This is a genomic window from Rhodopirellula islandica (assembly GCF_001027925.1).
Classification (GTDB): domain Bacteria; phylum Planctomycetota; class Planctomycetia; order Pirellulales; family Pirellulaceae; genus Rhodopirellula; species Rhodopirellula islandica.
Map to the genome: position 1 here is coordinate 243494 of NZ_LECT01000017.1, position 16883 is coordinate 260376.

Below are 16883 nucleotides of genomic sequence, written 5' to 3' on the forward strand. Positions count from 1 at the left end.
GCCCTAGCGATCAAATTCGGCAAGATTTACCAACGCCGTGACGTCGTGTACATCCGTGCCCGCAACAGGCACAGGCCGAACAAGCCGGACAATCGGTGCAGCCTATCATTTGACACTCTCAAATGGTCGTGTTCCCCGGCGAATCACTGCTTCGCACGGATGACACACTCGATTCAGTCGCGTTTTGATCGCTTGGTTGCTCGAGCGGCATCACCGTGTCATCCAAATCCGGTTGCCCCGCACCCGTGCCACTGATGTCACCCTCTTGCCCTGGTGTGGTGATCTCGACCGCTGACCGACCGGTGCGACTGCTGGTCATGCCGCCGCCACTGCCATTGAGACTCATTGGCAGTGAGGAGGAAACCAAATTGTGTCTGGTCCAGACGTCATGGCTGTTTTCGCCATCAGGGGAAAACACAGTCAGAATCGCATCGGTGAAGCTGATCGTGTAATTCGACGCATCAAAGTGAACCCCAAACGGAACGTCGTGGTTCAACGCATACGCCCCGGGCGTCGCCGACGAGGGTATGCCGGCACTGACAACCACGATGTGTTCGATCGCGTCCAACCCCTTCAGGCCGCTGGTCGTGAACTGAGTGGTTTCAGAGACACCCTCCGTTCCAAACAACTTGGACGCCGGAAGCAAGATCACATCCAATGGAGCAGGGTTCACGGTCAACGTGCCAAGTGTATACGAGATGCCGTAGTTGGATGCCTTGAACCCGGTTCCGGTTGGGGTGCTGCCCGTGATGGAGTAGGGACCGCCGAGCACGCTTGCTGTTTCGGCAGCCCCACCCGAGGCCAGCACCAAGGCTTCGATTGTTTGACCGTTCACCAACCCGGTCGCGTCGAATTCCGTGCCTTCCCAGCTGAACAGGTCACCGTAGGTCTTGGATTGGTTGTTGATCACGATGGACAGATCAGCAGGCGTGATGATGTGCCGACCATCGTTCGTGATCAGTGTGCCAGGTCCGGTTCCGTAGGTTTCTCCGTTTCGATACAGCTTGCGAATGTAGTACCCGCCCTTCAGATTTTCGCTGTCGATTTGAAGCACATACGATCCCGCGTCGGTTTCGTGATCGATGCTTTCGTAGTCGACCTGCAAGCCAAGGTCGGTCACCGTCGGTGAACCAAACAAGACCGATGCGTCCGTGAGCAGGTCGAGCGTGGCAGGTGAATTGATCACATCCCCGTAAACCGACGTGGCATCGATAATCTGAAGGTCCAAACCAATGGGCGATGAAAACAGCGACCAGTTGTGAGAGGCATCGCCGATGTATTCGCCATAGAAGTCGTTGGCGGGATCACTGGGACCAGCGAAATTGGTTGGCGGATCGCCGCTTGCATGACCGCCATTTAGCAACGCAGAGGGATCAATGTCGTAGGACGAGAGTGAGGGAGCAAACAGGCTGAGTTTGCCTCCGTCGGCATACGCATCACTGACCAGCACAGACTGACTATCGACTTCCAGCGTGTAGGGTTGATAGTAATCACCGCCCGCACGGTTTTCGTTGTCCTCATTGAAGTCTTGCATGCCGGCGAACACCGACGTGCTCCCCGAACCGTAGGTTCCAGTGGCATCGACGAGGTGACCGATGTGCCCTGTTTGGATATTCACATTCTTGCCACCGTGGAGCGTCACGTTGCCCGAAACGGTCTTGCCTGTGTCATCGCCACCGAGCGAGTCTCCATGCCCAATCGATGCGAAGTGCGAACCTTGCCCGGTTAAGTTCACGTCGCCCGTGGTTTCGACAACAATGTCACCCGTCGCGTTCTCCAATTCCGTGCCGGTGAACGCGTACCCGATCTGGGCGCCTGCGGTGCCGCTGGCATTGATGTCCAAGTCCTCGGTTTCTACCGTTGTCGTTCCGTTGGCACTGCCAATGCTGACGTGACCCGTTTGAGAACCATCACCGATGGTTGTCAACGTTGCCTCGACCAACACGTCGCCGCTGACCGTGTGAGCGTCCCCATTCACCTCGACGCGACTGCTGTCGATTTTGATGTCGCCGTCCGAGGTGATATTCCCCACAACGATCTTGTCCGTGCCTGGATTGCCAGTGCCACCCCACTTGTAATGCGTGGAGACATCCAGATCACTGCCGTCGGTCATGGTCAGTGAGTCGATGGTCGTCTGGCCTCCGCCGCTGAGCGTCAGGTTCTTGTCGAACGTCGCATTCACTTGCGTGGTGCCGGGTGAACTTGCATAGACGTGACCGACATGAACCGTCTCAAACTGATTGATTCGATTGATCTCGTCGTTGTCCAAGTGCACCGCGCCCGTTGTGCCATCTCCGATCCCAACTGTGGTGGAACCGCTTGTGCCATCGGAAGCTCGGCCCGCGGTGATGGTCAGGGAACTCGTCGGATCATCCGTCTTCACGCCACCATCGAATGCGAGACCACTGTAGACGGACAGATTCAACGCATCCGGAACCGACACGTCGCTCAATACCATCGAATCACTCAAGAGGCTAACTGAGCCAGGTGTGATGGAACTGAAGTCCAATTCGTTGCCCAATTCAACGCCTGCGACATCAAGCATTCCGTTGACCTGAGTGTTGTGTAGGGTCAGTTGTTTGAAGCTGCTCAGTCGACCAAATTCGGTGTTGTCCAGTGTCCAATCACCCGACGCTGCGGAACCGACGGCCATCCGGGATACGCCAGCGTTCAAGTCCAAAGCCGTCTTGTCGACATCGCCTGTGACGGAGTTCGAAACCTGCAGGTCGTTGCTGATGAGTTGAAACAAGTTGCTGTCGAGGCTGACATTGCCCAGATGAATCAACCCGCTGCCGTTATCAATTCTTATTCGGCTGCTGTAGTTCTCAGTGAAATCCATGTCCACCATCACATCACCACTGCCAACGGTGACGTCCAGCGAACTGTAGAGACCAAGATGATCGAACTCGTCTGCTGTGATGTTCAACAAACCGACGGTCGAATCACCAAGTCCGACGGTACGACTGCTCGTCATCGACTGGATCGACAACGCTCCTGTGTCTGCCACCTGGGTGACTGCATTGAGCACGTTCAACGCGTCCGTGAACAAACTGAGATTGTTTCCGATAGACAGGCGGTCAATTTCGATCGCCGAACCTCGCAGGATCACATTGTTGAAATTCAGCCCGGCATCCACGATGGAGATATCACTTCCCGAAGCGGTGTTGTGCCCCATCTCGAACGTGTTGAACCCAGTGATCCCCGCCAGAATCGCCTTGGAGAACTGCAAGTCGCCGCTGCCGCTTCCCAGCCCAATCGACTGGTTGGCTTGGCCGATGAATTGGAAATTCCCGCCTCCGATCACAGGCCCTGTGATGGTCAGATCATTGGACTCAATGTTCAATGTGTATCCCTCGAAGCGATCGATATTGACCGTCTCACCGACCAACTTCAGCGTCGAGTAGGAACTCGCAGGGCCGCCCATGTCCACATCGAAGTCACTGCCTTGGATTTCAACGGACCGTATGTTCGTCATCGTTTCGTCGCTGAGGTTCAGTGTTCCTGTGGCGGCGTCACCGATCCCGACGCTTTCGTTTCCGGTCGCGATCAGAGTGTCGATCGAAACGCTGCCCGCCGCATCGAACGAATTTGCGGATACGGTGACATCTTCGTAGCCACCAAGATTTGAACTGAGCGAGCCGTCTTCGGTTACGGTGACGCTGCCCGTGCCCGCGTTGATTTCAACGGCGGCTGAGTTTTGCCGACTGTCACGGATGTTTGCCGCGATCGTGATGTCAACTGCTCCGTTTCCACCGCTTTCTTCACGTAGCGTCAATTGCGTTTTTGAGCCATCGTTGTAACCGCTTTCATCACCACCCGATGACAAGGTGGGGAAGACGTCCACTTCGATGTCGATCGTGTCTGCGGCTTCGATCACTAAGTTTCCCGATCCCCATTGAGCACGAATCGCGTCTTGGTTACTAGAATCCACCGTGAATGAGGCTGGATCAAGCAGCAGGGTGCCATGTTCTTTGTCGAGATGGCTCGCTCGCAGGTCTGCGTTGCCGGTGAACACCAACTCTTGCTTGCCAGAAACTTCTGCCTGGCCGCCGTCGCCATCCCCCAGTGCTCGGGCGTTGATTTGCCCAGCGAAGTCCGTTGCCGTGTCAGCCCAGACAACGACGGAACCCGCGTCACCATTGACCGTGGCGTCGACACTGATTTGACTGTCGGCCGAGATCTTGGTTGTCGACGCATTGGCAACCGTGGCATCGGTTCCTTTCCAACCGCCTCCGATTCGAACATCGCCACCGCCCAACTCACCGGAAGCATTGACGTTGGACGAGGTCACTTCGACTCGATCGCCCGTGACAACGACGCGGCCGCCCACACTTCCGCTGACATCGATCGACGCGTTGGTCAGCGCCGCGTCGGCCGACGCGACCATCTCCACGGTCCCACCGGATTGCGTTCCGTCTGGACTGGAAAGTGCCGCAATGATCGTGGCTTCGTTGACGATGTTGCCGTTTGGATTGACCAAGTACACTTCGCCGCCGACATTCAAACCACCGATCGCACGAATCGTACCGCTGTTTTGAATCAGCGAAGAACCATTGGAGATGCCGTTGCTGATCGTTTCCAAGTCGGCTTGGATGTAGCTGCCTCCCGGCATCTTCAGTTGTCCGCCGGTGGCCAGATTGATCGTGCCGGACGACTCAATGGTGCCATTGTTGAAAACTTGCGACGCAATCAAATTGGCACCGCCATCGCCGGTGGAGATCAAACCGTTGTTGACGATCGCCGCATCCGAATTGCCGCTGAATGACAGATCGCCACTCATGAATCGATCGTTGGTGATGTCCAACGTTGTGGCGGTGAACCCGTTGGTGTTGATGACACCGGTGCTGCCAATGACAACACCGCTGGCGTTGGAAACAAACACGTTGCCGTTCGACGTGATGGCTCCATTGATCAACGACTGAGGTGCCGAACCGATCACACGGTTCAAGACCGCGGAATTGGAACTGAGTTGATCGAAATTGACCGTGTGTCCACTGCCGACGGAGAAGTCCTCCCAGTTGATCACCGCTCGGTCGGTCGAGGTGGTGATGTTGGTCAGATTGCTGACGCTGTTGTCGATGGTGCCCGCCCCCGCAACGATGTTGCCTCCAACGGGAGCTTGAGCCAACAGTGATCCAGGCATCGAACAGCCCGCCAGGATCGCGGAAAGAATCAAACGCTTTCGCATCACGCTGGTTCGTGTTGGACGGATTCCATTGCCACCCTCTGGTTGACCGTTCGATCGGCGGTCAGTCTTCTTCGTCAAACAACGTTTCATCTTGTGCCCCAGATGAGATTTCAATTTTTGTCCGATAGCGAACGATCCCGAACTCTTACACGTCTGACAGAACCCGGAGAGAAAGAACGGTCGAATATCATCGACAGACTTTGCCCAACCGCGAAAGAGTCCTCAGAGTCCCACCAGGCGGACAATGCAACTTTGACTCAAGCAACATCGCGTCCATGAAACGTGGCGTCCTGCGTTGGGGCGCAAAGCGAACGCAATCATTGGAAAGCGATGCGGGTCAGGTAGAAGTTCGCAGCAAACCAGCATTCTCGACTCCAGTTTGTCTCGCCCCCAACGAGATTCCTTCACCGTCCAACTTGCCCCAACCGATCTCGACCTAAGACCCGAGTCATTTCGCAATCCGAACCGCCTTCGCTGGCACTCGATCTTTCTCAAAAAGCTTCTGTGGCGATGAATATCAAGGCATTGATCGCAGCGGTGGCCGCCTTTGGCCTTCCCGCAGCAAGCGGCCAAGAACTTGAGTTCCATTGCTACTCCGACACCGCATGCGACTCGTTGCTGGTGGACGCGACTCCCGAATGGGATCAATTCTTACTCGGTGACTGGTGCGGAACACGTCCCCGACTGGAAGAAACGGGCATCACGCCGTTCCTTTACTACGACTCCATCTTTGCGGCCAACATCAACGGTGGCATCGGCACCGACCAAGCGTACACCGGGCAGATCTATGCCGGTGCCGACCTCGACCTGGAACAGATGTGGGGTTGGGACGGGACCACAATGAAGATCTCCATGGTCGAGCGTCACGGCGACAGTGTCAGTTCCGCGGTCGGTGGGATCTACGACCCAATGTGTATCTATGGTGGGCAAGTCGGCTATCTGTACCAGTTGTGGATTGAGAAAACCGTCTGCGACGACGTGGCTTTGAAATTCGGCCGAGTGTCCGCCGACACGGATTTTGCAAACAACGGTTTGTATCGCTATTCACTCAGCACCGCCATCAACGGTCCGATCCGAGCGATGTTGTTAGAGAACATCATCACGTCCTTCCCCTATCCGGTTTGGGGCGGGCGAGTGAAGTACGCTCCCAACGACCAACACCAAATTCAGTTCGGTGTGTATCAAATCGGGGATGGCATGTGGGACTTCACCCAGCACGGGCTCGACTTCAGCATTCGTGGCAGTGACGGAGTCTCGTTGATCACCCAGTATGATTGGACGCCAGAAATCAATGGGCGGCCCGCTCGTCTGTTTTTGGGAGCGGTTCACTCGTTCTTTGAGTTTGACAACTTCGATGGCGTTGGCACCACCGATGAGTTTCTGCGTTTGTACGCTCATGGCGAAATGGAGATCACGCCTGACTGCGTCGCCTTTGCGTTTGCGAGTCATTCCGACGAGGACCAAGTCGCCAAGACGCCCCTGCAAATCAGTGCGGGGATCAACCAGAAAGGACTGCTTCCTGGCCGTGAAGAGGACCACACTGTCTTCTTCGCCACCTATGGCGAACTCAGTGACGACTACGGCGATTCAATCGGCGAAGACGTTGACGCCGAATGGGTCTATGAACTGGGGCACCGCATCCAAGTTTGTCCAGCGTTCTACCTGCAACCAGCGATCCAGTACATCGTGCACCCGGGCGGCACCGGCAACATTCCCAACAGCACCGTGATGGGTGCGTGGATGGGAGCGAGCTTCTAAACAGGGAGGCTGGACTGATCAGGCAGAACCATCTGAGCTGCTAAGCAGGTCGGCAGGAGTGATCAAGTACAACCATGTGAGCCGTTTGGGCGTTAGCCCCGGTTGTGCGTGAAAACCGTGGCTAACGCCAGCGGCTCACATACCCGATGACACCTGCGTACCTGCTTAGTGGTATGTCAAATCCAATGCCGAACCCCCCTCCCAACTTCGAGGTCGTGCATTTTTCTAAGTTGTTGCAATGCCACGCATCTATCATCACGCTCCCAAAGGGAGCGTGAAGTAAAGCTGCACGACCTCTTGCTTGACGAGAAGCGTCGCCGACTGAACATGGATCAGCATGCATCCTTGATCGCCCCAGCCGTTCACTCTGGTTTGACAACTTTGGCTGAACCGGCGATCCCCCGAAACGCACCAATGATTTGGTTGTCACCCGCTGCCCCGGCGTGATAGTGGTAGCCGCGAACGTCATCGTAGTGCCCGCTGCACTCGTCCAAACCTTCCGGCTGCTTGGCGTCGGTGTCCAAGTGAGCGTAGATGCCGAAACCATCCAGTGCGTATCCGATCAACGCGGCATGCCCGTCGGCTTGGTCGATCTCTTTGGTTTTCCCCGTGGCAGCATGGTAGTGGTACCCGGCGTGTGGGTTGACATGCCCGCCGGAGTGATCAAACGGCGCGATGGTGTGAGCCTTGATGATCATGTGAATCGGTGCCGGTGGATCGTACTTGACACCGTTGAACGCGACTCCAACCGGGGAATGCCCGTCACCAACTCGGTGGAAATCCGTGGCAACCGATCGATAAACCGGGTTCACGGGAATCACGTAGACGTTGTGGTAACTCTTCCACTCAACCACATCCGGAGGACACTCGACGGCGTGATTCTCGTAGCGAGGATCAACGTTCGGTCGCGCGGCTAAATTGAATGCTTCTTCCGTATCGGTGACTTTGATGCTTCCATCTTCCCGCACCAAATTCCATTCCGGGTCATCGTAAAGTTCATCCAAGTGAGCGACGAATTCACCGGAAACGTTGTAGACATGGCCGTCTTTGATCCAAATGCCCCCTTTGTCTTCGCCGTCGGTCACGTGCTTGGGTGCCCATGGGCCAAGCGGATGATCCGGCGGAACGGCCTTGGTCGTGATGACGTAGCATTCTGCTTCACTGCCATCACTCAGTGTCCGCATCTCTTTCCGAATCGGCTCCACCAAGCTTTCTTCGAGAAAGTGGTCGGGATCCACTGCCTGAACGACCGCTTGAGGGATCGTTTCCCCTCTCGGCCCGCATCCCAAGCAAAACATTGCCAGGCTGATTAGCGAAAGCAGAGGCACTGTGTTATGTGAAGCGTTGAATGGCATGGTTGAATTTCTCTAAAACGAAGGAGTGGGGGATGAGAAGGACAACATCGAGCTTAGCGGACGTCATCGGATGGAGAGCGATCGATTAGCAGACGGTTGATATAAAACGATTCCCAGATTGAAGGATAAGCCGACGGGTGCTAGGCCACGGTTTCCAGAGACGAACCGGACACTATCGCGTTCCGGCTGACTAAATCCACAGGCTGTTAGGCCGGTGAACTCGATTCGTGCTCATCCGATCGGATCAACCCCAAATCGCAAGCGACAACGTAGATGCAGGGGATAACAATCAGAACCAGGATCGTTGAACTCAACAATCCGAACACGATGGAAACCGCTGTCGGAATCAACACCTGGGCTTGCGTGCTCTTTTCCAACGTCAGCGGCAACAGCCCAACCATCGTGGTGATGCTGGTCAACATGATCGCTCGGAAACGAAGGCGACTGGCACTGCGAGCGGAGTCATGACTCGGTTTGCCTTCGGAGCGTTCCTTCTTCAAGAACAGCACCAGCAGAATGGAATCGTTGACCACAATCCCGGCCAGCGAAACGAATCCCACCAAGCTGGGCATGGAGATATCCATCCCCATCCACATGTGCCCAAACACCATTCCGATCAGCGACATGGGAATCGCCGCCATCACAATCAGCGGTTCAAGCCAACTCTCAAACTGGAAACTCAAAATCGCGTAGACGCCAAACAATCCCAACAAAAAGAGTGACGCCATCGACGATCCCGTTTCACTGGACCGCTCCGCCTCGCCACCCAGCGAAATCTTCAGCCCCTGGTGTTTGGCAACCAACTGGGGCATCAACTCGGATTGAAAACCACTCATCAACTTGGTCGTGTTGACCAGGTCCGTGTCGGTGTCCGCCGTCAAGGTCACGGTTCGCCAACCGTCCACGCGAGAAATCTTTGACCAGCCATACGTCATTTCTAAATCGGCAACTGATTGCAATGGCACCTGGATTCCACCTGCCAGGATGAATTGGAAATCCAGGAAGGCTTCCAGCGTGTTCCGGCTTTCGGGTTCCAACTGCACATTGATTTCGTATTGATCCAGCCCCGCCTGGATGTCGCTGATCTTCGCTCCTTGAAACGCAGTGCTCAGTTGACTGGCCATTGCTTGCACATTCAAACCGAGTGCGACCGCATCGGGCTTCAGGTGCAATCGAATTTCTTGCTTGCCAGGTCGAAGGTCGGTGTTGAAGTTGTAGACCCCGGTGTACTCGGACAACCATTGTTGAGTCTCTTGAGCGGCGGATTGTGCCACCTGCAAGTCGTCACTTTTAAACAGCACCTCCACTGCTCGCCCCGCCGGTCCACGGACCGCTTCGGCAATCGTGACCGAAATCGCGTTGGGAACCTGGCCGACCTCCTCGCGCAACGCTCGAATGAATTCCGCCGTGGACGTGCTTCGCACATCGGGTTCGAGCATCCGAATCGACACGGTCGCAACATGGGGCCCTGATTCACCTGCGTCGCTGTTCTCATTGAATTTGGACATCACCGACCGCACCAACTCGTCGCCCGTTGGCTGACCTGGGAACCGATCATTTGCTCGTGCGACCGCGTCATTGATATTTCGGACAATCTCTTCCGTCCTGCTCAACGGCGTCCCCTGAGGCATCAACACGCGAGCTTCCACCATTTCCCCTTCCAAATCGGGAAAGGGCACGAAATTCACCAGCCCTCCGGCAACCATCGCAAAGGCCATGATGAAGGTGGCAATCGACAATCCAATCGACAGGTACCGCCAACGAATCGCCCAATCGATCACCTTGCCAAACACATTCTCGCGGACCCAATCGACGCCACCGTCAATTTTCGCTCGCAGCCCACGGGGAGCGTTTGCATCCTTCGCCTTCAAGGAATGCCCCAGGTGCGCGGGAAGAATCAAGAACGCCTCGATCAAACTGATCGCCAGCGTCGTCAACAGAACCATCGGAATCACACGGAGCACTTTCCCGATGTGCCCTTCCAGCACAAACAGCGGGCAGAGCACGCAGCAAGTCGTCAAGAAGGACGAGATCACGCCGCCAGCAACTTCTCGGACACCGTCCACCGCAGCCCGCATGGGATGTTTGCCCAAAGAAACATGCCGGGCGATGTTCTCGGCGATCACGATCCCGTCGTCCATCAAGATCCCGGTCGCCATCAAGATTGCCACCGAGGACATCATGTTCAGACTTTGGCCGATCAGCGGCAGGAAAAAGAACGCTCCCATGAACGAGACCGGCAGGCTCATCACCACCCAAAACGAAAGTCGCAGGTTGAAGAACACCCACATCACTAAGAACACCAACACGATGCCCTGCCAAGCGTTCTTGGCCAACAATGTCAAACGCTGAACGATCAGTTCCGACTCATCATTGGTGATCGTGATGTCCAACTGCGGTTGACGTTGCTGTTCCTTCTCAACGAATTCACGGACCACCGCGGCAATCTTAGTGGTGTCTTGCGACCGGGTCTTGTTGACCTGGATGATGCCCGCCCGTTGACCTTTGATCCAAGCCTCTTGTTCTGCGTCGGCGAATCCGTCGACCACACGTCCGATGTCGCGAATCCGAACTTCGGATCGCCCCGTCACGCCGTGAACGACGATTTCTTCGATGTCTTGCGGCGTCTGTTTTTGTTCCACCAAACGCAGCAGGATGTCTTCGTGCTCTGACTCGATCGTGCCCACTGGCAAATCCAGATTCTGGCTGCGGACCGATGCGGCAACCGTCTCCGCTGACAAACCCAATCGACGCAACGCTTCGACATCCAATTCAATGCGAAGCTGACGATCGGAGAATCCCTGGATCTCAACCAAAGACACACCGGGCAATCGTTTGAGTTGTTGCTTGAACCCCTCGCAGTAATCCTTCAACGAGTCCGGGTCGATGGGACCACTGACTGCAATGGTCATCACCGAATCCGTCCGGTTCAGTTCGGTGATGAACAGATCCTCGGCACCATCAGGAAGATCCGAGATCGCTTCGACTTCCGTTTCGATGTCGTTGAGCGCCGTCGATAGATCAGCACTCTCGTCGATCTCCACCACGATCGATGCAAACCCCTCTTGCGCAGAACTGGTGACCTCTTCGATGTTTTGGATGCCATCCAACGCGTCTTCGATCGGCAAGCAGATTCCCTGCTCGACGTCTTCCGCCGATGCTCCGCGATAGGTCATCACGATCTGCACTTCGGAACTGTCGAAGTTCGGAAACGTTTCCTTCTGAAGACGAGGAACCGCGTAGAGCCCCAGCCCAATGAAGGACATCATCAGCACGTTAGCCAACGTTCGGTGATTGACAAATTTCTCTAGCACAAAAGTGTTTCCGAATCCGCGAAGTGGGCGTCTCAAGGAGTGCGTAAAAACTGCGAAGGGGCGTGACCGGAAGGCCGCTCGGTATCGTCCGCGGCGACGGAATCAATCAATTTCTGAGTGGCCTCCTCCGCCTCAATGGGATCGACCAACATCCCCATGATCGCCGGCGACGGATTCGCGATGACCAGTCGTTCGCCCCCCTCCAATCCCGAGGCAACCACGGCATAGTCGTCTTGAGTGAACGCCAACTGCACTACTTGCGAGGTCAATCGACTTTGGTCGTCCAGCAAGTACACCGAGCCATTGCGGATCGCTCGACGTGGAATCACGACTTGTTCAGAGAGCGTCGTGCCAAACACGTCGACGTCGCAAAACGCACCTTCTAGCAGAGGCGGCTGAGGACGCTCTTGTCTGGATGGCGGAACGTTTTCAACACCGACCACAAACCCCACCATCTTGGTCTGAGTGTCAACGATCTCTCGGACTCGTAAGAAGCGGCCCTTGTACGATTCTGTCACCTCGTTGCCCGCGACATTGACCACAGCCTCAAACGCAAACAATCGCCGGAACGCCTCCTGAGTGAGCTGCTCTTCGAACTCGCTTTCGTCCCTCTCCGCCACGAACAATCGGTGAATCTCACTCAGCGGCAACTGCGCTTCGACTTCCATCTCAGCGCCGCTGTAACCCTCGAACAGGTTTTCCCCCACGGTGACGTACTGCCCAACTTCCAATTGAACCTCACCCACACGCATTTGAAATGGTGCGGTGAGGGTGGCGCGTTCAATGTCCCGCTGAGCCTGCGTTTTCTGGACTTCTGACTGACGTCGCGCAGCTTGCAAGGCTTTGATTTGAGGTCCGATCAGAGCGATGCTGTTCTCGAGATCCTGAACGGCCTTCTGCTGCATGAGCAGTTCACGGCGTTTCGAATCGATCGAAGCGCTCGATCCCGCTTGCCGAGTCAAAAGCGTTTCCTCGCGATCGAACTCCCGCTGCAGAACGGCCAGGACCTCTTTCTCGAGAGCCAAGCTCTTTTCCTCGTTCTCGATCGACTGTTCCAGTTGCTCGATTTCAGCGTTTTGCTGGTCGATTGTGGCCTCCAGTTGTTCAACTTGCGAACGGTAGTCGGAATCGTCGATTTCCAACAGCACCTCGCCTTCCTGGATCATCGATCCAGGACGCAGCTCGGGGTGAATCTTGTCGATTCGCCCCTCCACCTGCGTGACCGCTCGCCAAGAACGAGCGTATTTGGCCGTGCCATACCCGCTGACCTTTGGGCAAACGTCCATCCGCTGAACAACCATCGTCTCCAGCATCCGGGAGACCTCGTCCTCCGGTTGCACGGTGAGCGGAGGCGAGTGCTTGACCAGCCAAGCGTAGGCAACGACGGCCAAAACGATTGGCGGGACCACCAGCAATCGTTTGCCCCACGTTCCCCATCGCACTGCGGACTTCATTCCGGATTCCTTGTTGTTTCACCATTCGGGATTTGAAAGCGTCACGGTTCGCGTTTTAAGTGCGAACCGTGGCTCTATTTACCTGATGCGAAATTTGAAGGAGTCGAGGGCCACAATAAATTGGATGACGAGCAGAATTCCCGAGGACTCCGCACGTGTGCCGCCATCCGAGAGGGGGCGACCAGACTGGGGAATGGCCTTTTAAGAACGGCTGCAATGGGGGGCGTGTGCTCTCGTTTCAGTCTGTGTTCGACGCTCTCGCTCGTGCTTGCTCATCGATTTGGGCATGAAAATCGGCGACCTTGGGAACCAATTCAGGGTGCCTCGCCGCGACCTCGTCCAGCCTTTCACGCAGCGTGTGTTTCGCTGTTGCATGCTCTCCGTCTTTGCATTCTCGGTACTCGCGAAAGGAACGATTCAATTGCTGGATGATTTCCTTCGCTGTATCAGCGTTTTCAAGATCGCTGATGATCTCAGCAAGACGGAAAGACAACTTCAAGAACCCCGACGCATCGCCGGGCAGAGCTTCCTCGCTCATGGGGCTGGACCAAGCCGAAGCGAACACGTCGTCCTGATTTTCACCTGTCGCGGCCATCGCCTTTCGCTCCGCAAATTCTCGTTCCATCTTTTCATTGAATTCGCGGAATTCGTCCTGCTCCCGTTGCCAATCTTCGATGGTCTCGTGCATGGAAAAGGCGAACTCGTTGTCCGACTCAAGGCTATCTCCCGCAAGCGAGGTGAAGCCGACACCAAACAACCCCGACGCCATCATGTCGCAAATGGGACAGTCGCAATCGGGCATGTGTTGTTCGCATTCTGTGTCGTCCATTCCCACGATGGGAACTTCACTCCCGCGTGGGACGCGTCGGCGGCTGCATTCCATGATGAAGCGAGTTGGAGAGCCGCCCTCAAAAGGTTGATCCATCCATGAATCCCGAGCGTCGGACAAGAACGCGGATAGTTGGTCTTTCTGTTTCATCTCCGTTTGCGTCTCGCCAGACAATTCGTGTTGAAGATCACACCAGTCCCAACCGGCGTCGAGCAAATGGCGACAAAGGTCAAAGTACATGATCATCTCTTCCGTCCCCATCGGTGCGTCGTCGTAACCGAGCACATCATCCGGAGTCGCGATCATGGGCATGCCATTTTCGAACCGTTGGCGTTGTCCCCAAATCACGGCATCGCTCCAATCGTGTGCGCCGTGCATCAGGGAGCGTGGACAACGCCCCGACACTTCTTCTCGAGGTGTCATCAACCAACTCGCGTGTACCTCCACTGTCAATGCATGCCGCGCGTTCCATGCTTCTTGCTCTTCGAGGTTCTTCGGAGGATATCTGCCAGCGGATACAGCCTTGAGGATTTGCTCGGCAAAGGTCTCGATCAGCGGCGTACCAAATAGAAAGCTTCGATTGGTTCGCGGGATCGAAATCTCACTTTCGCGTTGGTCGAGAACCAGCGAAGCCGAGGCGGACTCATGCAACTCCCACCATGGCGGAAGAACGAATGGAAGCGGGCAACACTTTTGCCCTTCCAGGTCGGTTTCGAGCGCTAGCGTGGCGCGGGCCCCGAGCTTTTGCACACTGTCGCCGACTATGATTCGCTTCTGAATCAAGTCGATCGCGAGCCAATTCTCGTGACCGTCAATCGCGGCGAACGCTTCCTGGGGATCCGATGTTTGGATGGGGAGTCCGTCGACGAATTCGCAAACCGTTGGACTACGATATCTTCCCCAATATTCTGCGACTTCGTTCCAATTCGCAGGGTCCTCGGACATGGTTGCCCAGAGGGTCAGTGCCGCATCGTAGGGAACCGCGGTGCCGACACGGCAAGCGTTGTGATCCAGCACGACCACAACAACCGGCGGCGTTTCCATTTCGTCATTCTGATTGGATGCGTTCATCGAAGAGTTCACCATGCATTGGAGAATGTCGGAACATTCAGTTGATTTTGAATGTTCCCCAAAGTGGCATTGGCTTCCAGCCTGTGTTGGACTCGCGCCTCTTCTTCCACGCAGCTCATCGGACGGAAGCTGGTGCCGCAGATGAATTGTACCAGCCCCTTGCGACTAAAGACACAAATGCGACTTTGTGGTTTGAGAACACCCGAACACGATCTCGGCGGAGCTGCTCAGCATTTGCCAAGCAACGCCAGCGAACGACGACCTGCTAGTGGTCCGTCAAAGTTAAAAGTGAGGGTTGATCGTAGTGGACGAGGCCACGAGTCCTTGGATTCGACGCCAGTTCAGGACTCGTGGCCTCGTCCACTACCCCAAAAAACAAGTCCTGACAGACCACTAGCCTCGGGATTTCATCCCGAGGTTTTGGGCGTCGGCCTCATGCGCGGCAAGCCGCGGAGCGGCGACAGGTGGCGAGGAGAAGGGGCGGATTGAAAAAGTGAAATTGTAAATTGTAAATTTCAAAATCTGGGCGGCTGAGGCCATGCCGGGACATGAACTGCCGGAGCATTCGGAGACGATTCTCGCCCCGGATGGGGCCGGCGTGCTTAGCTCGGGGCGGAAGCCCCGAGACAGATGGCGAAAATGATCTGGCACGCCCCGGACGGGGCCGGCGTTGGGCATGCCGCGTGAGCCTTGCTAACCCGGCGGGTTTCCATTTCGACGGGCTTGGAAGTTCATCGATACGGGATACGAACCGGGGGATTGTTCGGCGATGCGGGCAAACAACTTCCGTCGCTCCGCGACTGGTTGTGGGTGTCGGGCGTTCGAACAACCGCGGAGCCGTGACAGTTGCCAGTGGTCCGTCAAAGTTAAAAGTGAGGGTTGATCGTAGTGGACGAGGCCACGAGTCCTTGGATTCGACGCCAGTTCAGGACTCGTGGCCTCGTCCACTACCCTAAAAACAAGTCCTGACAGACCAGTCGTCAGAGTCGAACCGTTGTCGTTATCTGTTCCGCCGGGCAGTCTTGATCCGCCAGGCCTTCTTGCGACCGAGTTCCCTTTCAATCGTTCGTGTCACGCTGCTCGACGACAATGAACCGGGCACGCAAACATTTGGGGCAAATGTTCCACTCTGCCAATGCTCACTCGGCGGAAGGCTTGGCGTCGGTCGCTTTCGGCTTCGTCTCTTTGGGCTTGGTCGCCTTGTCTTCTTTCTTCACGTCGGTCGCTTTGATCGGCTTGGGCATTTCCTTGCCTTCCGGAATGAACTTCATCGAAATGGAGTTCACGCAGTGACGTTCGTTTTTGGCCGTCAGGCGTTCGCCGTGGAAGACGTGTCCCAGGTGGCCGCCACAATTGGCACAGACAATTTCGATCCGACGTCCATCGGCGTCTCGATGTCGTTTGACCGCACCCTCAATTTCATCATCAAAGCTGGGCCAGCCACAGTGGCTGATGAACTTGTCTTTGGCGTGGTACAGCGGCGTGTTGCAGCGTTTGCAAATGTACGTGCCGGGATCTTTGGTCAGTGTGTAGCCACCATCCCCGGGTGGTTCGGTGCCCTTGTGCAAGATCACGTAGGCTTCGGCTTCGCTTAGCTTGTTGAACGGGCTCGAATCCATCTTCAGCTCATATCGGTTGTGGGTGAGAAGAGGCCTGGTTTTCTGGCTGGTCGACGACGTGTCCGTGGCGGACGTTTTTTGGGTGTCAACTGATTTTGTGTCAGTTGATTCCGCCGCCGGTGAATCGTCAGCATGAGTCGACGCCATTGGCTCACCGCATCCGGCGAAGGCGAAAAGGAATCCGCCCGCGATCGCGAATCCAAAGAGGTGTTTCCAAAGAGGCTTTGAGAGCAGCGGCATCGTTCGGCCTTGTGGTTGGGGGCAGGGGAGGGCGATTGAGGTGGGCAAAAGCAGG

Annotated in this window: 7 protein-coding genes; 1 reads left to right on the forward strand and 6 read right to left on the reverse strand. The window is 55.9% G+C overall.

Going from position 1 to position 16883, the window contains the following annotated elements; all coding sequences use genetic code 11:
- Nucleotides 1-118: 118 nt before the first annotated feature.
- A complete protein-coding gene (locus tag RISK_RS09355) occupies nucleotides 119-5278 on the reverse strand; it encodes a two-partner secretion domain-containing protein (protein WP_047813987.1) in 5160 nt (1719 codons plus the stop codon).
- Between the two features lie 420 nt (nucleotides 5279-5698).
- Here RISK_RS09355 and RISK_RS09360 point away from each other — a divergent pair, with 420 nt between their 5' ends.
- On the forward strand, nucleotides 5699-6946 hold the full coding sequence (locus RISK_RS09360; RefSeq protein ID WP_047813988.1) for a carbohydrate porin: 1248 nt from the start codon (nucleotides 5699-5701) through the stop codon (nucleotides 6944-6946).
- Nucleotides 6947-7308: 362 nt separating this feature from the next.
- On the opposite strand, the gene RISK_RS09365 is transcribed toward RISK_RS09360, so the two are convergent.
- The 5 genes from RISK_RS09365 to RISK_RS09385 form a co-directional block, all read right to left on the reverse strand.
- Nucleotides 7309-8301, reverse strand: coding sequence for a YHYH protein (locus RISK_RS09365; protein ID WP_047813989.1), 993 nt, complete (start codon nucleotides 8299-8301; stop codon nucleotides 7309-7311).
- Nucleotides 8302-8507: 206 nt separating this feature from the next.
- The gene (locus tag RISK_RS09370; protein ID WP_047813990.1) at nucleotides 8508-11615 is read right to left on the reverse strand and encodes an efflux RND transporter permease subunit; all 3108 of its coding nucleotides are present in this window, start codon (nucleotides 11613-11615) and stop codon (nucleotides 8508-8510) included.
- A 32-nt stretch (nucleotides 11616-11647) separates the two neighbouring features.
- Nucleotides 11648-13069 (reverse strand): efflux RND transporter periplasmic adaptor subunit, encoded by a 1422-nt coding sequence (locus RISK_RS09375; RefSeq protein WP_047813991.1) that lies wholly within the window; start codon nucleotides 13067-13069, stop codon nucleotides 11648-11650.
- 238 nt (nucleotides 13070-13307) lie between these two features.
- A complete protein-coding gene (locus RISK_RS09380; RefSeq protein WP_150122535.1) occupies nucleotides 13308-14969 on the reverse strand; it encodes a hypothetical protein in 1662 nt (553 codons plus the stop codon).
- 1139 nt (nucleotides 14970-16108) lie between these two features.
- Nucleotides 16109-16588, reverse strand: a complete 480-nt coding sequence (locus tag RISK_RS09385; protein WP_236696169.1) for a methionine-R-sulfoxide reductase — start codon at nucleotides 16586-16588, stop codon at nucleotides 16109-16111.
- Between the last annotated feature and the right edge of the window lie 295 nt (nucleotides 16589-16883).

Coding starts and splice junctions, on each gene's coding strand:
- RISK_RS09355 (WP_047813987.1), bottom strand. CDS start 5,278: ATGAAACGTTGTTTGACGAAGAAGACTGACCGCCGATCGAACGGTCAA.
- RISK_RS09360 (WP_047813988.1), top strand. CDS start 5,699: ATGAATATCAAGGCATTGATCGCAGCGGTGGCCGCCTTTGGCCTTCCC.
- RISK_RS09365 (WP_047813989.1), bottom strand. CDS start 8,301: ATGCCATTCAACGCTTCACATAACACAGTGCCTCTGCTTTCGCTAATC.
- RISK_RS09375 (WP_047813991.1), bottom strand. CDS start 13,069: ATGAAGTCCGCAGTGCGATGGGGAACGTGGGGCAAACGATTGCTGGTG.
- RISK_RS09380 (WP_150122535.1), bottom strand. CDS start 14,969: ATGAACGCATCCAATCAGAATGACGAAATGGAAACGCCGCCGGTTGTT.
- RISK_RS09385 (WP_236696169.1), bottom strand. CDS start 16,588: ATGGATTCGAGCCCGTTCAACAAGCTAAGCGAAGCCGAAGCCTACGTG.